Source organism: Marinobacter sp. UBA3607, from assembly GCF_002375525.1.
Lineage (GTDB): Bacteria > Pseudomonadota > Gammaproteobacteria > Pseudomonadales > Oleiphilaceae > Marinobacter > Marinobacter vinifirmus.
This window is the reverse complement of record NZ_DFLY01000028.1, coordinates 1-21576: the sequence shown is the minus strand read 5'-3', so window position 1 is coordinate 21576 and position 21576 is coordinate 1. Positions and strand designations below refer to the sequence as shown.

The window sequence follows — 21576 nt, the reverse complement described above, 5'->3', positions numbered from 1 at the left end:
CACCTTTTTATACGGGAGAGGCTACTTTTTGCAATTTTGCACCGGGATGGTGCAAAACCGGGGGTCTAAAAGAGGGCAGAAAGGCCGCAGGGCACCATAATCGGCCCCTGCAGCCGGGTATGCAGAAAACAGGTCAGCGGATAAAGGCGTTCAGTGTCGCCTGGATATTGCCGGCGGCCGCTTCGTCGGTTACATAGGCATCACCAAGTGCTTTCATCAGCACCAGGCGGAGCTTGCCGTCGACATTCTTTTTGTCCACCGCCATCAGGCTCATGAAATCGTCTTCGGTCATGCCTTCCGGAGCCAGCTCCGGCAACCGGGCACGGCGGATCAGTTCCGCTGCACGGTCACGGTCCGCAGGCGTGATATTACCTTCACGAACCGAAAGATCAGCCGCCATCAGCATGCCGGTACCCACTGCTTCGCCATGCAGCCAGTTGCCGTAACCCGCAAAGGTCTCGATGGCATGGCCAAAGGTATGCCCCAGGTTGAGAATCGCCCGCAGGCCGCCTTCTTTTTCATCCAGCGCCACTACCTCGGCCTTGCACAGACAAGAACGGTAGATAGCTTCACCCAGGGCAGCCGGCTCCAGCCGGACCAGCTCATCAATGTGCTGCTCCAGCCAACCCAGGAAAGATTCTTCTCGGATCAAACCATACTTGATGACTTCCGCCAGCCCCGCAGAGACTTCCCGGGGTGGCAGGGTGGCCAGGGAATCGGTATCAATCAACACAGCCTGCGGCTGATGGAATGCACCCACCATATTTTTCCCCAAGGGATGGTTGATGCCGGTTTTTCCGCCTACGGAGGAATCCACCTGGGACAACAAGGTTGTGGGAATCTGGATAAAGGGCACGCCCCGCTGATAGCAGGCCGCCGCAAACCCGGCCATGTCCCCCACTACACCGCCACCAAGGGCCGCGATGGTGGTTTTTCGGGTGTGCCGGTTCTCCAGCAAGCCGTCGAAGATCAAGTTCAGGGTTTGCCAGTCTTTGTATTTTTCACCATCCGGCAGGGTAACCACATCCACGGTTTTACCGGGGAAGCAGGCACGGGCTTTTTCGAGGTACAGGGGCGCGACCGTTTCGTTGGTAACGATCATCACCTGATTGCCGGCCACCCAGGGGGTCAGGTCAAAGGAGCCAAGCAAACCCTGACCGATAATAATCGGGTAGCTGCGCTCCCCGAGGTCAACGTCAAGTTCTCGAAGTACCTTGTGCATAGTCACGACCTTCTTTGCGTCTTTGCCGTTTGTGCCGGGGGGTTCTGGGGTTGATACGGTTAACCAGCTGCCGAACCACCAGCCGGGGGCTTTTCCGGTCTGTGTACATCACGATATCCGCCAGCCTGGTATACAGCGGATCACGGATGTCGAACAGCCTGCGCAGGACGGCCTCCGGATCATCATTCTGCAGCAACGGGCGGTTACGGTCTTTGCGGGTGCGCTCCACCTGTTGCTCGATGGAGGTTTTCAGGTACACCACCACAGAGTTTTTCTTCAGTAACGGATGGTTTTCCGGGCGCATTACAGCGCCACCACCGGTGGCCAGAACGGTACCCTGTTCGCCGGTAAGCTCATCCAGCATGGCAGTCTCCCGCTGACGAAAGCCGTCCTCCCCTTCCACATCGAAGATCCAGGGAATATTGGCGCCGCAGCGTTCTTCAATAATGCGGTCAGAATCGAGAAAACGGTACCCGAGTTCCTTGGCTAGCATCCGGCCGATGGTACTTTTTCCGGCCCCCATGGGCCCGACCAGTACTACGCGTTTGGGCAAAGACATAATTTCCGCTCAACAGATTTCAAGCGGGTGAGAATAGCACAGGGCGCACCTTTCCATAAGTCACCGGCACCAGAAGCACTACTCCAGATACGAAAAAGCCGCCGGGGTTAGCGGCGGCTTTTCGGTTTACTGGCCGGATCAGTCGATCAGGTCGTTCTTGATGATCTTCGGGGTGATGAAGATCAGCAGCTCACTGCGCTCATTGATGTGCTCAGTACGCTTGAACAGGCGGCCAAGGTAGGGAATATCACCCAGGAACGGAGTCTTGGTGGTTTGCGTGGCCACCTCGGACTGGAAGATACCACCCAGAACCACTGTCTCGCCGTTCGCCACCAGCACTTGAGTCATAACTTCATTGGTGTTGATCGACGGAATACCGGCCGTGACCTCGCCCCGGGAATCCTGGTTGACTACCAGATCCATAATGATCTTATCATCCGGGGTAATTTGCGGGGTCACTTCCAACGATAGCACAGCCTCCTTAAAAGAAACGGAAGTGGCACCACTGGACGCAGCTTTCTGGTACGGAATCTCTTCACCGGACTTGATCGACGCAGTCTGGCGGTCCGCAGTCACAACCCGCGGCTGGGAGACCACTTCTGCACGGCCGTCGCTTTCGAGGGCAGAAAGCTCCAGGTCTACCAGGAAGTCATCACTGCCCCAGCCGATTGCGAAGGAGGATGCGCCCTCGCCAGACACCCCTAGATCAACACCCAAGGCACCCGGGAAGGAAATGGTATTGCTGCCACCGCCAGCTGCGTCGCGAGCTTCCTGCAGGGTGCCCAAGGAACCGCCTATGGTCACAACATCGTCACCATCAACATTGTAGGCCGCACCACCCCAACGAACGCCGATGTCTTCCGCTACGTTGGTTTGCGCACGAACGATGCGTGCCTCGATAGAAACCTGGCGCACAGGTACGTCCCAGGTAGTTACCAGGCGACGAATTTCTTCCAGCTTGTCCGCTGTTTCACGAACACTGATGGTGTTGGTCCGGGCGTCAGAGGACACGAAACCTCGTGAGGAAATCAGCTCTTCATCCGCCTGGATCAGGGCTACCACATCGGCGGCCTTGGCGTAGTTCACCTGGATAATATCCAGACGAACCGGCGCCAGCTCAGCGATCTGCTTGGAGGTTTCCAGCTCAAGCTTTTCACGGGCGGCAATTTCATCCGCTGGGGCTACCAGCAGCACGTTGCCAATCTGGCGCTTGTCCAGACCCTTGGTTTTAAGAATCAGATCCAGCGCCTGATCCCAGGGTACATTCTGCAAGCGCAGGGTAATGCTGCCACCCACAGTGTCACTGGCCACCAGGTTCAGGCCGGTGAAATCGGCAATCAGCTGGAGTACAGAGCGCACTTCAATATCCTGGAAGTTCAGGGACAGTTTCTCACCGGTGTACGGGAACTTCTCTTCACGGCGGATTTCCGCTTCTTCCTGGGACAGCTCTTCAACACTAACCGTAAACTCCCGGCCAGACTGGTAGGCAATGTAGTCGTACTCGCCTTCCGGACGGATTTCGATCACCGCATTGCCATCTTCAACAAATGTATCGATACGGGTTACCGGAGTGGCGAAGTCGGAAACATCCAGGCGACGGCGCAGGTTGGCCGGCACCTCCAGGTCCGGCATGGTCAGCCGGATACGGCCACCAAGCTCAGTGAGGTTTACAGCGGCCTTGGTGCTGCCGAGATCCACAATCACCCGACCTTCACCGTCTTTGCCCCGGCGGAAATCCACATCCGCCAGCGCATTGGAAGATGAGGTTGAGGCAACTGGCGCTGACTGGGGCTGTGCCGGGCGGGAGCTCGCCACAGGCGCTGAACCGCCTCCACCAATGGTCATTACCAGCGAGTTATTGTTGCGAACCGTTTCATGAGGCACCAGCTCCACCAGATTGAAGATCAACCGGGTGCGGTCCTTGGTTTCCACGACCGTCAGGCTCTGGGCATTTCCGCTACCCAGCGGAATGCTGCGCTGATTGAGGCCGCTGGTGGTATCCGACAGGTCTACGGCGATCCGTGCAGGACGCTCGATGGTATAACCCTTAGGTTCGGGCGGGGCACCATCGAACTTCATGGTCACCTCGAGACCTTCCCCCGGCAGCGACGTAAACGATACGTCTTCCAGCGTGACCGCTCCGGCCAGGCTACTCCATAACCCGATGGCAATCACGCCGACACAGACATTGAGTTTTTTGAACATCGCTAGCCTCGATCCCACAACTTTTTGTTCATGCATGTTTCTTTCAATCATGTTTTTGCCGCTCCCCTGCCTCATTCTTCATCCAGGGACAGGGAGCGCGGGCGCTCGACCCAACCACCCCGGCCGTTCGGAACGATTTCCACCAGCTCGATCCGGGTGTCGCTCACGCCAACCACCCGGCCATAATTCTGGCCCATGTAGTTACCGGTACGTACCCGATGAATTCCGCCTTCGTTGTCCCGTATTAACGCGAACAGGTTGCCATCCACGCCCTGCAGAGTACCGACCATTCCAAGTGATTTAAGGTCAAAGTTCTCAAGCACTTCTTTCGGTCGATCGAGGTCCGGCTCTACGTCACTCACCGGCTGCTCCTCAGCCATGGTCAGCTGAACATCGATGGGCGGCTCGAACGGCGCTCTCCGATCGGCTGCCGAATAACTGAACGCCTCGTAGGCCTTGAATTCCGGCAGGGGCTCAACGTGGCCCCGTGGCTTGGCCCGGGTATCCGCCATAAACTTGTCCAGGTCAGAGAAACCGTTTCCCTGGGAACAAGCCGTCAGCAAAGAGGCCAGACACACACCCAGCCAGGCTTTTCCCGCATGCTTTCCTGTCATGCTCACTCTCCAGCCCGGTAGCGGTAGGTACGGGCAACAACCTGCATATCAAGCTGGTCACCCTCTCCGCTGATTGGTTTGATGGTTAAATCGTGCAATGTAACGATCCGCGGCAGGCTGGCCACACTGCTCACGAAAGAGGCAAGCTCGTGGTAGCCGCCCGAAACCCGGATGTTAATCGGCAACTCCGAGTAAAAGTCCCGGCGCTGCTCCGGCTGCAGTTTCACTTCCTGCAACGACAGGCCATTGCCCAACGCCGTGTTGGTAATGTCCTCAAGCAGGCCCGGAACTTCCGTCTCGCTGGGTAGCTGACGCACCAGCGCTCCGAAGGTTTCCTCCATCTCCGCCATCTGGGCCTTGAACACGTCCAGGTTGGCCACCTGGTAGGCTTTCTGCTCGTACTGCTGCTTGAGTTCCTGCTCCTGCTTTTCGACACGATCGAGCTGAGCGTACTGATCCTTGATAAAGAACCAGTAGCCACCACCAAGAATCAGGCCGAAGACTATCAGCGCAACAATTGCCTTGACTGGTGCAGGCCAGATACCCGCGTTATTGATATCAAGGTCATTGATATCGAATTCATTCAGGCTTTTAAGTGAGTCCGCGAGGCTCATTACTTACCCTCCCCTTCGGGCTCTGGAGTTTTTTGCTGCACAGAGAGGTTGAACTGACTGTATCCGGCCCGACGGTTGTCTGCAGCCGCCACATTGGACAGGTTCGGGTTAGCAAACCAGTCTGACTCGTCAAAGCGGCGCATCAGGTTTGAAATGCGGCTGTTGGACTCGGCCATGCCCACAATATCGATCTGATCCCCCGACCGCTTCAGGTCAGTAAAGAACAGGCCATCGGGCAACGTGCGCACCAGCTCGTCAAATACCCGGACAATAACAGGGCGCTTGCCCTGCAGATCCTGGATGACCTGCATACGAGCCAGCAGCTCGTCGCGCTGCCGCTTGAGGTTTTCAATCTCTTTGATCTGCTTGTCCAGTTCCTTACCGGCAGTTTCGATGTAGGCATTACGGGACTGCTGGTAGGCAATCCGGTTATCCATGTCGCTCTTCCAGAGGAATGCCAGGCCTGCGGCGATAATCGCTGCGCCCAGAATCATCACCACGAACTGTTTCTGTTTTTCAGCCCGCAGTTCTTCCCGCCAGGGCCTGAGGTTAATCTTTGCCATCAGTCGAAACTCCTCATTGCCAGACCACAGGCAATCATCAACGACGGGGCATCATTGCTCAGGGCTGAGGCGTTTACCCGGGATCCGATCGACATGTCGGCGAAGGGGTTGGCCACCAGGGTCCGGGTACCGGTTTTTTCTTCAACCATTTCCACCAGCCCTTGTATGGAGGCGGTGCCGCCTGCCAGCACCACATAATCCACCGAGTTGTACTGGCTGGCACCGAAGAAGAATTGCAGTGCGCGGGCAACCTGCTGAACCACTGCTTCCCGGAAGGGGCCAAGTACTTCTTCTTCGTAGTCGTCCGGCAGCCCGCCCTTTTTCTTGGCCAGGCCGGCTTCCTCGAACGACACGCCATAGCGGCGCTGGATTTCTTCCGTCAGCTGGCGGCCACCGAAGATTTGTTCACGGGTATAAACCGTTGTGCCGCCGGCGAGAACGCTGAGTGTGGTCATGGTGGCACCCAGGTCGACAATGGCAACGACCATTTCCTCGCCCTGCCCATCGAGCTGTTGTTCGATCAGGGTGTAAGCGCGCTCAAGGGCATTGGCTTCAACGTCGACAATCCTGGATTTCAGGCCGGCAATTTCAAGCACGTCTTCCCGGACATCCACGTTCTCTTTCCGGCAAGCCGCCAGGAGCACTTCAACTTTGTCCGGGTTAGATTCGGAAGGCCCCTGAACCTCAAAATCCAGGGCCACTTCATCCAGCGGATAAGGAATGTACTGATCTGCTTCGAGGCCGATCTGGTCTTCCATCTCGAACTCGTTAAGGCCACTGTCCATTTCGATGATCTTGGTGATGACCGCCGAACCGGACACCGCGACAGCAGCTTGTTTGACGCTGGTGTGGGACTTGGACGCCACCCGCTTGAGCACTTCGCCCACAGCTTCGACGTTGGTGATATTTTTCTCGACTACCGCATCCGCCGGCAACGGCTCTACGGCATAGCTCTCGACCCGATAACGACTGCCATGTTTCGACAGCTCGAGCAGCTTCACTGAGCTGGAGCTGATATCCACGCCCAGCACAGCACTGGATTTTTTTCCTGGTAATCCGAACACGCGCTCACCCTATACCTGGTTGAATACACCCGGCTGTGCAACCCTGGAGCTCCGGAGTTCCGGCAGCTAACCCAAAATTGCGCTATCTGTTTTTTATGTAAGAGAATTTCTTGTTTTTTACGTCTACAATGCACTCTCTTATTTATTCAGGAGCGATTGCAGGTTGGAAAGGCCACCCAAGCCTTCCTAAAGTAATTTCTCAAATAATAGACCTATATCCAACTGTTGTCAGAAAAAAATGTCTAATCTGCTGCGTACATCTCGTGTTTTAGCCTGGTTCATTCTCACCGGCCTGAGTGTCGCTGTTATTGTAGCCTCGAGCCTCTACCTTTACCTTCGCCCCAACCTGCCGAATGTTGACCAGCTGCTGGACGTAAAGCTGCAGACGCCTCTTCGCGTGTATAGCAAAGACAACAGATTAATAGCAGAATTCGGCGAAAAGAGAAGGGCACCGGTCACAATAGAACAGATCCCTACAATTCAGTTACAAGCCTTTATGGCCGCTGAAGATGCCCGTTTTTACGACCACTTCGGGGTAGACATCAAAGGCCTGGTGCGGGCTGCCATCGAACTGGTCTCCACCGGCGAGATCCAGTCTGGCGGCAGCACCATCACCATGCAGGTTGCAAAAAATTACTTTTTGTCACGGGACCGCACCTTCATCCGCAAGTTCAACGAGATACTGCTGGCACTTCAGATTGAACGTGAACTGAACAAAGAACAGATCTTCGAGCTATACCTGAACAAGATCTATCTGGGTAACCGGGCCTATGGTATCGCAGCGGCAGCTCAGGTGTATTACGACAAACCGGTTAACGAACTCTCGCTCGCCCAGATGGCCATGCTGGCAGGCCTGCCCAAGGCACCTTCCGCCTATAACCCGCTGGCAAACCCCGAGCGGGCGCTGATTCGCCGGGACTGGATTCTTGGCCGGATGAAAGACCTGGGCTACATCAGTGAAGAAGCCTGGGCCCTTGCCAAAGACGCACCTATTACAGCCAGCTACAACACCAGGGAAACCGAAGTTAACGCCGACTACCTGGCCGAGATGGCCCGCGCCGAAATGGTTCGCAGGTTTGGCGAGGAAGCCTACACCGATGGGTACAGCGTAACCCTCACCGTGGATAGTGAAAAGCAGCAGGCTGCCACCGAAGCCCTGCAGGCGGGCCTGGAAGACTACGACCGCCGCCACGGTTTCCGTGGCGCTATCGGCCAGATTGATGTGAGCGACCTGTCAGGCGACGAAATCTCCCGACAACTGCTCAACTATCCGCAAGTGGAGTCACTGGTGCCCGCCGTGGTTACCCGTATCGACGATGAGGCCGGTGAAGTGCATGCCCAGCTGCGAAGACTGGGTACCGGGATCATAGGCTTCGACACCATGACCTGGGCCAAGCGGTACCGCACCGAAAACCTGACCGGCCCGGAACCGAAAAAGCCGTCAGACGTGGTGAGCGTCGGTGACGTGATTTACACGAAGATCCTGGAACTGCCGCAGGTCACCGAACTGCCAGATCAGCCGAAACCCGCAGAAGCCGGTGCCGGCACCCTGAAGGCGGCCCTTGCCCAGGCACCCAAAGTGGAAGGTGCCCTGATCTCACTGGCCGCAAAAACCGGCGCCATCGAAGCCCTGGCCGGCGGATACAGTTTCAGCCAGAGCAAATACAACCGTGCCACCCAGGCCCAGCGCCAGCCGGGCTCTACCTTCAAGCCGTTCCTGTACCTGGCGGCCCTGGAAAACGGTCGCACACCGGCCACCCTTTATAATGACGCGCCGATTGTTTTCGATGACTCGGAACTGGAAGACACCTGGCGCCCCCAGAATTCATCAGGGCAATTCTACGGCCCCACCACCTTGCGTGAGGGCCTCTATCGCTCACGGAACCTGGTATCTATTCGCCTGCTTCGGGACCTGGGCATTCAGACCACCCTGGATTACCTGGGCCAGCTGAAAGTACCGACCAACAACATGCCATCCAACCTGTCACTGTCTCTGGGCAGCGGCTTGCTGACTCCGATGGAACTGGCCCGGGCCTTCGCGGTTATCGCCAACGGGGGCTACGATGTACAACCGTACCTGATCGAACGCATCGAGGAATCTGACGGCACCGTGGTATACGAAGCACCGGAAACCATACTGTGCGACAGTAACTGCGATCAGCTGGCAGAAAACGAGAACGCCACAGACATCCAGACCGACGAGCTTCCCGATACCGAAGGCATGGCACTGCCCGCCTCTGCAGACGAACCCGAAGGGCCACGGGTAATGCGCCGGCTGGCCGATGAGCGGTCCGTGTACATCCTGCATTCGATCATGCAGGACGTCATCCGCCGGGGTACCGGTCGCCGCGCACTGGCCCTTGAGCGCAGTGACCTGGCGGGCAAAACCGGTACAACCAACGAGCAGAAAGACACCTGGTTTGCCGGCTTCAACCACGACATGGCAACAACCGTATGGGTCGGCTTTGATCAGCCAGCCCCGCTTGGTCGCGCCGAATATGGTGCCAGCACCGCCCTGCCGGTGTGGCTGGATTACATGACAGTCGCGCTGAAGGATGCGCCTGCCGCCACTATGGACCGGCCAAACGGCCTTGCCAGCATCCGCATTAATCCGCAGACCGGTGAGCGGGCACGGCCGGGAGAAGACGGAGTGTTCGAGCTGTTCAAGGAAGAAGACGTGCCGGCCCCGCTTTCTGCAGACGACAACGGCTCCGGACTGAACGGAGAATCTGAAGGCTTGTCACGGCAGATTTTCTAACCGAAAAGCGAAGATACAGACACAAAAAAACCGGCGGGATCTCCGCCGGTTTTTTTATGAAGCCAGACTACATCGCAATCAGATGATGTCGTCCATGGACTTCAGCGGGTAGTGGGCCGGGTAAGGCAGGCCAGCTACACCGGAGTCTACCGCGGCACGGGCCACAGCAGCAGGAACCACTTCCAGCAGACGAACATCCATCGGCTTGGGAATGATGTATTCCTTGCCAAACTCCAGGCTATCTACACCGTAAGCGGCACAGATTTCCTGGGGTACCGGCTCCTTGGCCAGCTCACGGATGGCGTGAACAGCGGCCACTTTCATTTCCTCGTTGATGGCGGTTGCACGAACGTCCAGCGCGCCACGGAAAATGAACGGGAAGCCCAGCACGTTGTTTACCTGGTTCGGATAGTCAGAGCGACCGGTCGCCATGATCAGGTCATCACGGGTAGCCATGGCCACTGCCGGGCTGATTTCCGGATCCGGGTTGGAGCAGGCAAACACGATCGGGTTCGGAGCCATCTTGGCCAGCTGCTCGGCACCCAACAGGTCCGGGCCGGAGAGACCCAGGAATACATCAGCACCGTCGATAGCGTCATCCAGGGTGCGCTTGTCCGTCTCGTTCGCGAACATCGCCTTATACTGGTTCAGATCGTCACGACCAGAGTGGATCACACCCTTACGGTCGAGCATGTAGATGTTTTCAGAGCGGATACCGCAGCTGACCAACAGCTTCATGCAGGCGATTGCGGCCGCACCAGCGCCCAGACAAACCACCTTGGCTTCTTCGATTTTCTTGCCCTGCAGCTCAAGGGCATTGATCATGCCGGCTGCAGTTACGATGGCAGTACCGTGCTGGTCATCGTGGAAGATGGGCACATTGCACTTTTCGATCAGAGCGCGCTCGATCTCGAAGCACTCGGGTGCCTTGATGTCTTCCAGGTTGATGCCGCCGAAGGTATCTGCGATACGCTCAACAGTTTCAATAAACGCTTGCGGGCTTTCGGAATTGACTTCGATATCGAATACGTCGATTCCGGCAAAGCGCTTGAACAGTACGCCCTTGCCTTCCATTACCGGCTTGCTCGCCAGGGGGCCGAGATTACCCAGACCCAGGATGGCAGTACCGTCAGAAATAACGGCTACCAGGTTACCCTTGGCTGTGTATTTGTATGCATTCTCGGGGTCCTTCGCGATCTCGCGGACCGGTTCGGCAACCCCGGGGCTGTACGCCAGTGAAAGGTCGCGGGCAGTTTCGGTCGGCTTGGTGATTTCAACACTCAGCTTACCCGGCCGCGGTTTGGCGTGATATTCAAGGGCTGCTTCTTTCAGATCTTGAGACATTGCCACTGTTCCGTTTGTCACGTTTAAAGGTAAATACCGCCGGAGCTAGTCAGCGGAGCGCGCCATTATGGCGCGCCCGACCCGAAACGACAAGCCGAAATCGAACATTTTACAATCAGTCAATAGGGCATTTTGCGTATGCAGCAGCAAAAGGGCCCGATCTGCAGGCACAAAAAAAGCGCCCGAAGGCGCTTTTTTCAGCATTGCGGCAATGATCAGTCTTTCTTGCCGCCGATCCGGCTGCCGAAACGCTTCTGGAAGCGATCGATACGACCACCGGTGTCCATAACCTTCTGCTTGCCAGTGTAGAACGGGTGGCACTGGGAGCAAACGTCCAGCTGCAGGTCGTGACCAACAGTAGAACGGGTCTTGATCACGTTACCGCAGGAACAGGTAGCGGTGATGTCTTCGTACTTCGGGTGAATACCTTCTTTCATGGCGAACCTCTTTCGGTCATGCCGCTACCTGATCACCCGCCGTAAAGGGCGGTTTCAGCCAGGCACCGCATGTTTGAATCAATTGGAAAGACCGTGCACAATCAAGCCCGGCCAGAAACAGACCGCGAATCTTACTGACAAACCCGGCCACAGGCAAGTATCTTGCTCCCCGGAACCAGCCCGTAAACTACCGCCGGCGCCATACCGCCCGTTTTCAGGATACGCAGATACCGTGACACGGCCAGCAACCGCCCGCATCGCCCTCAACCGCCCGCTCCGAAGGCTGTTTGACTACCGGGTTCCGGATGGCCTTGAGCTTGCCCCGGGGCAGCGGGTAAAAGTGCCTTTCGGCCGGCAAACCCTGACCGGCCTGGTGGTGGAGACCGGGGTTCAACCGCCTGAAGGCATTACCCTGAAGCCGGTGGCCGAAGCCCTGGAGCCCTGGCCCGCTCTACCCGAAAGCACCTTCCGGCTATTAACCTGGGCCAGCGACTACTACCAGCACCCACTGGGCGAATGCCTGTTCACCGCCCTGCCCCCCGCCTTGCGCAAAGGCCGGCCCGCGCGAGAAAAGCCGGATGAAAGCTGGCACTGCACCGCCAGCGAACCCGCCCTGCCGGCCACCGCGCACCGCCAACGGGCGCTGTTCAATACGGTAAAAGAAGCGCCGGGCATAACCACCAGCGCCCTGGTTCAGGCGGGCTTCAGCCGCGCACAGATTCGCGCACTGGAGCAGAAAGAACTGATACAGCAGAAGGAAGCGATTACCGGCATAACCACGGCTGCGGAAGCCGACCTGCCCGCTCCGCAGCTGTCACCGGCCCAGCAGACAGCCGCCACCGGCTTTCCGGAGCGCACCGACGAATTCTCTGCCACCCTTTTATACGGCATTACCGGAAGCGGCAAAACCGAACTGTACCTGCACTACCTGAAAACCCGCCTGCAGAGCAACGAGCAAGCATTGGTGCTGGTGCCAGAAATCAACCTGACGCCGCAAACCCTGGCCCGCTTCCGCCGCTATTTCGGCAACCGGATTGCGGTATGGCATTCCGCCCTAAACGACGGCGAACGCCTGAGCACCTGGCTGAAAATCCGCAACGGCGAGCCGGTTATCCTGATTGGCACCCGCTCTGCCGTATTGCTTCCGTTTACCGGGCTCCGCGCCATCATCGTGGACGAAGAGCACGACAGTTCCTACAAGCAGGGTGAGGGCTTCCGCTATTCCGGCCGGGATGTGGCCGTATACCGGGCCCACCTGAACCAGTGCCCGGTGATCCTGGGCTCCGCCACGCCCTCTCTGGAATCCTGGCACAACGCCAGTCAGGGCAAATACCAGCTCATCCGGCTGGAAGAACGGGCCGGCAACGCCAGGCCTCCGGCGCTGGAACTACTGGACATCCGCAGCCGGCCACTGGAAGCCGGGCTGTCTCGCCCGGCCCTGACTGCCATCAAAGACACACTGGACAAAGGCGAACAGGCCCTGGTGTTTGTAAACCGCCGCGGCTTCGCCCCGGTAATGATGTGTTTTGACTGCGGCCACCTGGAGGAATGCCCCCGCTGCGACACCCGCCTGACCTATCACAGGCGGGACAGGGCCATGCGCTGCCACCACTGCGACTTCCAGATGGCCGCCAGCCACAACTGCCCGAAATGCCAGAGCGAGAATTTCAAACCCGTGGGCCAGGGCACCGAGCGCACCGAAGACACCCTGGCCGAACAGTTCCCGGATACTCCAGTGGTGCGGGTCGACCGGGACAGCACTCAGCGCAAGGGCAGCATCCAGGCCATATTGAAAAAAGTGAACAGCGGCGAGCCGTGCATACTGGTGGGAACCCAGATGCTGGCCAAGGGCCACGACTTTCCCAACGTGACTCTGGTGTGCGTGGTGAATGCAGACGGCGGCCTGTTCAGCGTCGACTTCCGTGCACCGGAACAGATGATCCAGACCCTGTTACAGGTAAGCGGCCGCGCCGGCCGGGGCGACAAGCCCGGCAAGGTATTGATCCAGACCTGCCACAGCGACCATCCACTACTCAATGCCTTGCACCAAGGCCGCTACGCCAACATCGCCGACCAGCTACTGGCCGAACGCGAAGGCGGCCAGCTCCCGCCCTTCCGGGCCATGGCCATCCTCCGGGCCGAAGCGGACACCATGCAGCACAGCCTGCAGCTGCTGGACACCCTGAAACCCATGGCACAAACACCGGGCATAGAAGTATGGGGACCGCTACCGGCCGTCATCGCCCGCAAGGCAGACCGCCACCGGGCCCAGCTGGTACTGGTGAGCGACAGCCGGGGCCAGCTGAACCGACTGCTGAGCCATATATGCCAATACCTGGACCAGGCCAAACTGCCCGCCAGCACCCGCTGGATGGTGGATGTAGACCCGCAGGAAACCGGCTGACACGGAAAGCTTTGAAGTGCGACACAGCGCACGCCCTGCAAAACGTTACAATCTTTTGCAGAAAACTCGCGCCGTAATCATTGCCTTTTCACCGACTGTGCTATGATTTTCAGCAAACTATAGAAGAATTCTGTAACAACACCTGAGGCTGCGGTTCTCGTGCAGGGAATGCGCAGCGAAAAGGCTTTTGCTGTAACGAACACTGGAGATATAAAAATGTCAGGGAAATTCCTTGCGCGTGCGTCGGCGTTGTCGCTGGCTGTTTTTTTGGCGGCTTGTGGGGGGGATGAGAATTCTACTCCGATTGTTAATGTGAATACTGGCCAGGATGACACGACCACTGGTGGGGGGGCTGCTTCTCCAGACGATACAAATACGGACGATACCGACACCGGAGGCACAGATACAGACAACAATCCACAAGCCGGCCTCATACTCGGCAGCAATGTTTCCGGCACATTCGTTAAAGGCGACATCAGCACAGACCTGACTAACCTTACTGTCGACAGCGAAACTACCGGAAGCACACGGATTGCCCTGCAAATAGTTGACCCGGAAAATGACAACGCATTAGCTACGGGCATTGAAAACACGGTGCGCTTTTTCTCGGGCTGTCTGGCAGCGGGCTGGGCTGAAATGGATAACAGCCAAATCACAACCGAGGCGGGAACTGTACTAGCAACATACACCCCCCTGGCGGCGTGCGCAGGAAATGATGATGTACTTTATGCGAAATTGAACGAGGACTCCGAAAACCTTGCAAAAGTCACGTTTTCAGTCAGTCCGGCAGGAGGCACAACAACCCCAGGAACTACAGAAGTCGGATCGCTTGACGCTGCAGGAACATTCCACCCAGGCGTCATCAGGGTCGAGCAACCTGCCTTGGTGCTGGATGCCTCCAATCAAGCATCAACCGATATTATCGTAAACATTCAAACCGATGGCCAGCCTGCCAGCGGCGTTGCATACACTGCCGAATTCACATCAATGTGCATTGACGCTGGCCGCGCAAGCATCTCTGGCACAAACGTAACTAACAGCGGAGCAATTCTTGCTACTTACAATGCAGCCCCCGACTGCCTGGGAACCGACAACGTACTCGTATTTTTGAATGGCGATAACACCCTCAAGGCCAGCGCAGACATCATTGTCTCTGACACCAATCTGGCCATCGGCTCCTACGATAATGCCGGGTTGTTTACAGATAGTATTGCTGCCAGCAAATCTGAGCTGGATTACAACACGGAAGCCGAGCCAAGCACCGACATCCGCTCAGTCATCGCCAAGGTTGATGACACCGGTAACTTCATTGAGCAGCTAACCGGCTTCGAGAGCTCTATCGAGTTCTTCTCTACCTGTCTGGATTCTGGCCTGGCCACGATTGACAGTACCGGCAACACAGAGTCAGGGGAGCTGATCAGCACGTACCGGGCACAAGGCTGCGTTGGCGAGGACACCATCTACGCCCGAATTGGCGGGACAGATACTTTTGCATCCACAACGGTCAATATTGCTGCCAAAGAAGGCCAGGAGCTGGCACTTGGTTACTTTGACGACGCAGGTACCTTTAATGCTGGCGTAATCGGCAACACCCGGGACACCGCCTTGCCACTGGGCGTTCAGACCAAGCTCTATCTGTCAATCGCCGACGCCGTGACTGAGGCTCAGGTCAAGGGGCAGCCGCTGACAGTGGAGTTCACTTCCCAGTGTGGTGAACAACCCGGAGCGACCGCATCTCCGCTCTCCGCCGATAATGCATCTGTTAGCCTTGGCTATATCGAGATTCTGTACACAGCGCAAAACTGCGGCTCACAGACCACAGATCTGGTGCGAGCAGAGCTGACCGGAGTCGATGGCTTTACCGCAACAGCTGAAGCCACTATCGAACTGGCCGATCTGCCGGCAAACTCTTTGACAGCCGGGCTGCCTGAGCCGAACTCGATTGCACCGTCCTGGTATTCCACGGAAGACCGTGAGACTACATCCACACTTCGTGTTCAGTTGAAAGACAACCAGAACAACGGTGTCGATGGTGAAGTCATAAACTTCACCCTTGATAATCCCGGAGCAGTTGATGTAGCCGTGCTAGAACCTGTAGACGGTGGTGAAACTGACAGCAACGGCTTCGCCGAGGTTAAGATCAAAGCCCTCGACGGTTTCGACAATGTGGTCTTCAGGGTTATTGCCAGCTACACAGATACTAAGGGTAACCTGCTGGAAGCCTATTCCGCCCCGATTGCCGTGAACTCGAAACTGCCGGTTGCTGGAAAATTCTCAATCAGCACAAGCAACTTTGCCCCGGACACACAGGGCATAGACGGCGTAAAAGTACAGCTGACTGTGCTGGCTGCGGATGAGCAAGGCAACCGCATACGTGGCAATACGATAGTGAATTTCCATACTGACCAAGGTTCCATTGATCCAGAGTGCATCCTGGACAACGATGGTCGCTGCACTGTCACATGGGAGAGCCTCGAGATAAACAGCTCCAATGCTGCGGAAAAGTTTGCCACTGTAACCGCCTACACGCACGGCAGCCTTGTTGGCGATCCAACTAGCCCCGAGCCCACTGGAAGGATTGAATCCAGCGTACAAATGCTGATGTCGACTTCAGATTTGGAAGATGTTCAGCTATCTCCCGCAACAATGCCAGCAACAGGCGGAGCATTCTGTGCAGAGACCTGGGTTGATCTTCTTGGCAATGGCGCTAAAAACTCACCGCCTGTCGGGACGCAGATCGCCTTTGAAGTTCAGGGGGGCACTCTGTTCCCGGCAAGTAGCAGTACCTTCACACTTGGCTCATCCGGCAAGCTGTTGAACGAGGAACCTGTACCCGCTGACCCTAATGTGGAAGGGTATTCCTTCATCGTCTGTACTTATGTGGAGCCGGACCTGACGTCGACCGACCCGCTCCGCCTTACAGTTACAGCGACACCACCAAACGGACAAGCTAAGACTGATCGCGCAGATTAACGCGCACTATCCAAAAAGCCCGGCCACAGCGCCGGGCTTTTTGCTTACACCCCAACTTTCCGCGATAATACGCCCCTTCTGATTTCAACGGGCGCCCTGCCCTGACACCCACTCTTCTGAAAACCGAGTCGTCTGACGCATGAAAGAGACCGTATCCGAGCTTCTCCAGTCTGCACTGGCTGCCCTGCAATCCGAAGGCACCCTGCCGGCTGACCAGGCCTTTACCCCGCAGGTAGGTAACACCAAGGACAAATCCCACGGCGATTACGCCTGCAACATTGCCCTGATGGCCGCCAAGGCGGCTGGCTGCCCGCCGCGAAAGCTGGCCGAGGCACTGGTGGCGGCGTTGCCGGAGAGTTCAGCGGTTGAGAAGGTGGAAATTGCCGGGCCGGGCTTTATTAACTTTTTCATGAGCACCGCCAGCGCGTTCGGCATTGTGAACAACATTCTGGATGAAGCGGAGCAGTTCGGCCGCAACAACTCGGGCAAGGGCGAGAAGGTTCAGGTGGAGTTTGTGTCTGCCAACCCCACCGGCCCACTGCACGTGGGCCACGGCCGTGGCGCCGCGATTGGCGACTGTCTGTGCCGCCTGCTGGAAGCCAACGGTTACGATGTTACCCGTGAGTTCTACTACAACGACGCCGGCGCCCAGATCAACAACCTGGCCCTGTCGGTTCAGTCCCGCGTTAAAGGCCTGACCCCAGAAGACGAAAGCTGGCCGGAAGACGGCTACCGGGGCGACTACATTGTCGACGTAGCCAACGCCTATATGGCCGGCGAAACCGTGATTGCCGACGACCGGGAAGTGACCGCCAAGGCCGACCCGGACGACCGGGACGCCATCCGCGAGTTTGCCGTGGCCTATCTGCGCCGGGAACAGGACCTGGACCTGAAAGCCTTCGGGGTTCAGTTCGATGTGTATTTCCTCGAGTCCTCCCTGTATGAAGACGGCAAGGTGGAAGCCACCGTTGAGCGCCTGAAAGCCAACGGCTACACCTACGAACAGGACGGCGCCATGTGGCTGAAAACCACCGAATTCGGCGACGACAAAGACCGTGTAATGCGCAAGAAAGATGGTGGCTACACCTACTTCCTGCCGGATGTGGCCTACCACCTGGATAAATGGCAGCGTGGCTTTACCACCGTGATCAACGAACAGGGTGCAGACCACCACTCCACGGTCACCCGCGTGCGCGCCGGCCTTCAGGCCCTGAAAGCCGACATTCCCCAGGGCTGGCCGGACTACGTTCTGCACCAGATGGTAATGGTGACCCGCTCTGGCCAGGAGGTAAAGATCTCCAAGCGTGCCGGCAGCTACGTGACCGTTCGGGACCTGATCGACGAAGTGGGCCGCGACGCCACCCGCTTCTTCCTGGCGGCACGCCGCGTGGATTCCCAGTTGACCTTCGATATCGACCTGGCCCGCTCCCAGACCAATGAAAACCCGGTGTATTACATCCAGTATGCCCATGCCCGGATTTGCAGCGTACTGCGCAAACTGGCCGCCGAAGGCGTACAACGGGGCCTGAACGAATGTGTGGGCGATTTGAGCCTGCTGACCCTGGACGAAGAGAAAGAACTGGCCAACCAGCTGGCCAAGTACCCGGAGCTGATTGCCAACTCCGCCGCCCAGCGTGAGCCGCACCACCTCACCCACTACCTGCGTGAGCTGGCCGGCCAGTTCCACACTTACTACAACGCCCATAAGGTGTTGATTGAAGACACTGCCCTGCGGGACGCCCGTGTGAGCCTTTACCTGGCAGTACGCCAGGTGATTGCCAACGGCCTGGACTTGCTGGGCGTGAGCGCACCGGAAGAGATGTAAGCCGGCCATGGCCAGAGACTACGCCAAAAAGGACCGCCCCGCGGGCAAAGGCGCCGCTGCCCCCAGGCAGAAGGCCGCCGCCCGCAAGGCATCAAAACCCAAGCGCAGCGACCCTGCGCACAGGCAACACGGGAGTTTGTCCTTGAAGTGGGTTCTGTCTCTGGCCGCTGTTGGTGGCTTTATCGGTTTTATTGTTTACCTGAACACCCTGCCTGCAGGCCCGGAAGCGCCGAAACAGGCAGCACCGGCCCAGCAACAAGCAAACCCTGCGGCCACCAAGGCCAGGCAGGATGCTGCCCGGCAAAAAGAGCAGAATTTCCGCTTCTATGAAATGCTGCCGGAATCTGAGGTGGTGCCTCCGAAAGTACAGGAGTACACCCCGGGGCCGGCCAAAACGGCATTCGACTACATCCTCCAGTCCGGTTCCTTCCGCAGCAAGGAAGACGCTGAGCGCCAGCGTGCCCAGATTGCCTTCCAGGGCCTTCGCGCCCACGTTCAGCAGATCACACAGGATAATGGCGGCATTTGGTACCGGGTGAATGTCGGGCCGTTCACCTCTCGCAGCCAGATGAATTCGGCTGTGGATAAGCTGGTGTCCATCAATATTCAGCCCTTGGTGCGGAAGGTTCCCAAAGAAGGCTGAAGCTTCCGACACAACCTCTTAAGGCGCGGGGGGCTTGCCTGCGGGCCAGCACATTGCTCGGGGACAGGTTTGGGGGCGGCTTTCCAAAAATTTGCGGAGCCATGGATGGCGGAGCAGAAGCGCCACAGGGATGTGCCGCAAGGAGCGGTTTTTGGAAAGCCGCCGCCAAACCTGGGCCACTTGAATTCCCGCCAGCTGCCTCCATAAACCTGAAATACGATTTTTCACACAGGCAACTGGAGCCAAAATGACTACCATAGTTTCCGTCCGCCGGGACGACGAAGTCGCCATGGGCGGCGATGGCCAGGTTTCTCTGGGCAACACCGTCATGAAAGGGAACGCCCGCAAAGTGCGCCGTTTGTACAACGGCCAGGTTATTGCCGGGTTTGCCGGTGGCACTGCAGACGCCTTCACCCTTTTTGAACGTTTTGAGGCCCAGCTGGAGAAACACCAGGGCAACCTCACCCGCGCGGCGGTGGAGCTGGCCAAAGACTGGCGTAGTGACCGTGCCCTGCGCAAGCTGGAAGCCTTGCTGGCCGTCGCCGACAAGACTGCGTCGCTGATTATTACCGGTAACGGTGATGTCATCGAGCCGGAACAGGGCCTGATTGCCATTGGTTCCGGCGGGGCCTTTGCCCAGGCAGCGGCGCGGGCACTGCTCGAGAATACCGATATGAGCGCCCACGAGATTGCAGAGAAGGCGCTGGAGATTGCCGGCGACATCTGCATCTACACCAACCAGAACCGCACTCTGGAAGTGCTGCCCATCAAAGACTGACCGGAGCGACCATGTCTGCAATGACTCCCCGTGAAATCGTTCACGAACTTAACAAACACATCGTGGGCCAGCAGGAAGCCAAGCGTGCCGTGGCCATTGCCCTGCGTAACCGCTGGCGCCGGATGCAGCTGGACAGCAGCCTGCGTGACGAGATTACCCCCAAGAATATCCTGATGATCGGCCCCACCGGTGTGGGTAAAACCGAGATTGCCCGCCGCCTGGCGAAGCTGGCCGATGCTCCCTTCTTGAAGGTAGAAGCCACCAAGTTTACCGAAGTGGGCTACGTGGGCCGGGACGTGGAGTCCATTATCCGGGACCTGGCGGATATGGCTGTGAAGATGCTCCGTGAGAAGGAGATGAAACGGCACGAAAACCGTGCCCTGGACGCGGCCGAAGACCGCATTCTGGATGCCCTGCTGCCGCCGGCGCGGGATTTCAACGAAGACAGCCAGCGTACCAGCAACGATTCCGCCACTCGCCAGATGTTCCGCAAGAAACTGCGGGAAGGTGAGCTGGACGACAAGGAAATCGAGATTGACCTGCGCAGCAGTAGTGCCGGCGTTGAGATTATGGCGCCTCCCGGCATGGAGGAGATGACCAACCAGCTGCAGAGCATGTTCTCCAACCTGTCTTCCGACAAGCGTAAGACCCGGAAGATGAAGGTGGCAGACGCCCTGAAACTGGCTAAGGATGAAGAAGCCGCCAAGCTGGTGAACGAGGAAGAGATCAAGCAGAAAGCGCTGTTGGCCGTTGAGCAGAACGGCATTGTGTTTCTCGACGAGATCGACAAGGTGGCCAAGCGTTCCGAGAACACCTCGTCTGACGTCTCCCGCGAAGGCGTACAGCGTGACTTGCTGCCTCTGATCGAGGGCAGCACCGTGAGCACCAAGTATGGCGCCGTGCGTACCGATCACATCCTGTTCATCGCCTCCGGTGCGTTCCACCTGTCCAAGCCGTCTGACCTGATTCCGGAACTGCAGGGCCGTCTGCCGATTCGCGTTGAGCTGGATGCGCTAACGCCGGGCGACTTCAAGCGGATTCTCACCGAGCCTTCTGCCTCACTGACCAAGCAGTACCAAGCGCTGCTGGCAACTGAAGGGCTGGACCTTGAGTTCACCCCGGACGGTATTGAGCGCATTGCCGAAATCTCCTGGCAAGTGAACGAAGGCACCGAGAATATCGGTGCTCGCCGCCTGCACACTGTGCTAGAGCGCCTATTGGAAGAGGCATCGTTCAAGGGTGGTGATATGGATAGCCCCTTGGTCATCGACGCTGACTACGTCAACGCTCAGCTAGGCGANNAAGCGCATCCTGACCGAGCCGGACGCCTCTCTGGTGCAACAGTATGAAGCCCTGATGGGCACCGAAGGCGTGAAGCTGACGTTCGCAGACGATGCTATTGCCCGCATTGCGGAAGTGGCCTACAAGGTGAACGAAACCACCGAAAACATCGGCGCCCGCCGCTTGCATACGGTACTGGAGCGCCTGCTGGAAGGCCTGTCGTTCGATGCCGGCGACAAGGTTACAGAGGTGTTCGAAGTCACCGCCGCCTATGTCGACGAGAAACTGGGCG

At 57.7% G+C, this 21576-nt stretch carries 16 protein-coding genes and 1 pseudogene; 8 read left to right on the top strand and 9 right to left on the bottom strand.

The features are described 5' to 3' along the window. Positions 1 to 133: 133 nt before the first annotated feature. The 7 genes from aroB to B2589_RS10645 all read right to left on the bottom strand — a co-directional run bounded on the left by aroB (position 134) and on the right by B2589_RS10645 (position 6841). Entirely contained in the window at positions 134 to 1222 is a 1089-nt protein-coding gene (gene aroB / locus B2589_RS10675; protein WP_199456783.1) for a 3-dehydroquinate synthase, read from the bottom strand. Further along, complete coding sequence (aroK, locus tag B2589_RS10670; RefSeq protein ID WP_199456782.1) at positions 1197 to 1781, bottom strand: shikimate kinase AroK; 585 nt, start codon at positions 1779 to 1781, stop codon at positions 1197 to 1199. The genes aroB and aroK overlap by 26 nt, the downstream gene beginning before the upstream one ends. 138 nt (positions 1782 to 1919) lie before the next feature. Beyond that, the gene (pilQ, locus tag B2589_RS10665; protein ID WP_199456781.1) at positions 1920 to 4037 is read right to left on the bottom strand and encodes a type IV pilus secretin PilQ; all 2118 of its coding nucleotides are present in this window, start codon (positions 4035 to 4037) and stop codon (positions 1920 to 1922) included. Positions 4038 to 4057: 20 nt separating this feature from the next. After that, complete coding sequence (locus tag B2589_RS10660; protein ID WP_286816567.1) at positions 4058 to 4600, bottom strand: pilus assembly protein PilP; 543 nt, start codon at positions 4598 to 4600, stop codon at positions 4058 to 4060. A gap of 2 nt (positions 4601 to 4602) precedes the next feature. Continuing rightward, positions 4603 to 5214, bottom strand: a complete 612-nt coding sequence (locus B2589_RS10655) for a type 4a pilus biogenesis protein PilO (protein WP_199456779.1) — start codon at positions 5212 to 5214, stop codon at positions 4603 to 4605. Beyond that, the gene (locus B2589_RS10650) at positions 5214 to 5777 is read right to left on the bottom strand and encodes a PilN domain-containing protein (RefSeq protein WP_286816566.1); all 564 of its coding nucleotides are present in this window, start codon (positions 5775 to 5777) and stop codon (positions 5214 to 5216) included. The genes B2589_RS10655 and B2589_RS10650 overlap by 1 nt, the downstream gene beginning before the upstream one ends. Continuing rightward, a complete protein-coding gene (locus tag B2589_RS10645; protein ID WP_286816565.1) occupies positions 5777 to 6841 on the bottom strand; it encodes a pilus assembly protein PilM in 1065 nt (354 codons plus the stop codon). Before B2589_RS10645 ends, B2589_RS10650 begins: the two co-directional genes overlap by 1 nt. A gap of 238 nt (positions 6842 to 7079) precedes the next feature. On the opposite strand from B2589_RS10645, the gene B2589_RS10640 reads away from it, so the two are divergent. Next, positions 7080 to 9599, top strand: coding sequence for a penicillin-binding protein 1A (locus tag B2589_RS10640; protein WP_286816564.1), 2520 nt, complete (start codon positions 7080 to 7082; stop codon positions 9597 to 9599). A gap of 78 nt (positions 9600 to 9677) precedes the next feature. Here B2589_RS10640 and B2589_RS10635 read toward each other — a convergent pair whose 3' ends face one another. Then, positions 9678 to 10943 (bottom strand): malic enzyme-like NAD(P)-binding protein, encoded by a 1266-nt coding sequence (locus B2589_RS10635; protein WP_022990122.1) that lies wholly within the window; start codon positions 10941 to 10943, stop codon positions 9678 to 9680. 215 nt (positions 10944 to 11158) lie between these two features. Further along, positions 11159 to 11380, bottom strand: coding sequence for a 50S ribosomal protein L31 (rpmE, locus tag B2589_RS10630; RefSeq protein WP_022990121.1), 222 nt, complete (start codon positions 11378 to 11380; stop codon positions 11159 to 11161). A 232-nt stretch (positions 11381 to 11612) separates the two neighbouring features. Here rpmE and B2589_RS10625 point away from each other — a divergent pair, with 232 nt between their 5' ends. The 7 genes and pseudogenes from B2589_RS10625 to hslU (B2589_RS10595) form a co-directional block, all read left to right on the top strand. Next, positions 11613 to 13784, top strand: a complete 2172-nt coding sequence (locus B2589_RS10625) for a primosomal protein N' (protein ID WP_286816563.1) — start codon at positions 11613 to 11615, stop codon at positions 13782 to 13784. 168 nt (positions 13785 to 13952) lie between these two features. After that, positions 13953 to 16757 carry a hypothetical protein gene (locus B2589_RS10620; RefSeq protein ID WP_286816562.1) on the top strand — a complete coding sequence of 935 codons (2805 nt, stop codon included), beginning with the start codon at positions 13953 to 13955 and terminating at the stop codon, positions 16755 to 16757. Positions 16758 to 16896: 139 nt separating this feature from the next. Then, positions 16897 to 18582, top strand: a complete 1686-nt coding sequence (argS, locus tag B2589_RS10615; RefSeq protein ID WP_286816561.1) for an arginine--tRNA ligase — start codon at positions 16897 to 16899, stop codon at positions 18580 to 18582. 7 nt (positions 18583 to 18589) lie between these two features. After that, positions 18590 to 19225, top strand: coding sequence for an SPOR domain-containing protein (locus tag B2589_RS10610; protein ID WP_286816560.1), 636 nt, complete (start codon positions 18590 to 18592; stop codon positions 19223 to 19225). A gap of 247 nt (positions 19226 to 19472) precedes the next feature. Continuing rightward, positions 19473 to 20003 carry an ATP-dependent protease subunit HslV gene (gene hslV, locus B2589_RS10605; RefSeq protein ID WP_022990117.1) on the top strand — a complete coding sequence of 177 codons (531 nt, stop codon included), beginning with the start codon at positions 19473 to 19475 and terminating at the stop codon, positions 20001 to 20003. Positions 20004 to 20014: 11 nt separating this feature from the next. Beyond that, positions 20015 to 21352 carry an ATP-dependent protease ATPase subunit HslU gene (gene hslU / locus B2589_RS10600; RefSeq protein WP_286816559.1) on the top strand — a complete coding sequence of 446 codons (1338 nt, stop codon included), beginning with the start codon at positions 20015 to 20017 and terminating at the stop codon, positions 21350 to 21352. After that, a pseudogene (hslU, locus tag B2589_RS10595) lies at positions 21339 to 21576 on the top strand (HslU--HslV peptidase ATPase subunit); the annotation flags it as partial. The gene hslU (B2589_RS10600) and the pseudogene hslU (B2589_RS10595), both read left to right, overlap by 14 nt.

Bases quoted from the DNA above. Each gene is read 5' to 3' on its own strand.
- aroB (WP_199456783.1), bottom strand. From the start codon at position 1,222: ATGCACAAGGTACTTCGAGAACTTGACGTTGACCTCGGGGAGCGCAGC.
- aroK (WP_199456782.1), bottom strand. From the start codon at position 1,781: ATGTCTTTGCCCAAACGCGTAGTACTGGTCGGGCCCATGGGGGCCGGA.
- pilQ (WP_199456781.1), bottom strand. From the start codon at position 4,037: ATGATTGAAAGAAACATGCATGAACAAAAAGTTGTGGGATCGAGGCTA.
- B2589_RS10660 (WP_286816567.1), bottom strand. From the start codon at position 4,600: ATGACAGGAAAGCATGCGGGAAAAGCCTGGCTGGGTGTGTGTCTGGCC.
- B2589_RS10655 (WP_199456779.1), bottom strand. From the start codon at position 5,214: ATGAGCCTCGCGGACTCACTTAAAAGCCTGAATGAATTCGATATCAAT.
- B2589_RS10650 (WP_286816566.1), bottom strand. From the start codon at position 5,777: ATGGCAAAGATTAACCTCAGGCCCTGGCGGGAAGAACTGCGGGCTGAA.
- B2589_RS10640 (WP_286816564.1), top strand. From the start codon at position 7,080: ATGTCTAATCTGCTGCGTACATCTCGTGTTTTAGCCTGGTTCATTCTC.
- B2589_RS10635 (WP_022990122.1), bottom strand. From the start codon at position 10,943: ATGTCTCAAGATCTGAAAGAAGCAGCCCTTGAATATCACGCCAAACCG.
- rpmE (WP_022990121.1), bottom strand. From the start codon at position 11,380: ATGAAAGAAGGTATTCACCCGAAGTACGAAGACATCACCGCTACCTGT.
- B2589_RS10620 (WP_286816562.1), top strand. From the start codon at position 13,953: ATGCGCAGCGAAAAGGCTTTTGCTGTAACGAACACTGGAGATATAAAA.
- argS (WP_286816561.1), top strand. From the start codon at position 16,897: ATGAAAGAGACCGTATCCGAGCTTCTCCAGTCTGCACTGGCTGCCCTG.
- B2589_RS10610 (WP_286816560.1), top strand. From the start codon at position 18,590: ATGGCCAGAGACTACGCCAAAAAGGACCGCCCCGCGGGCAAAGGCGCC.
- hslV (WP_022990117.1), top strand. From the start codon at position 19,473: ATGACTACCATAGTTTCCGTCCGCCGGGACGACGAAGTCGCCATGGGC.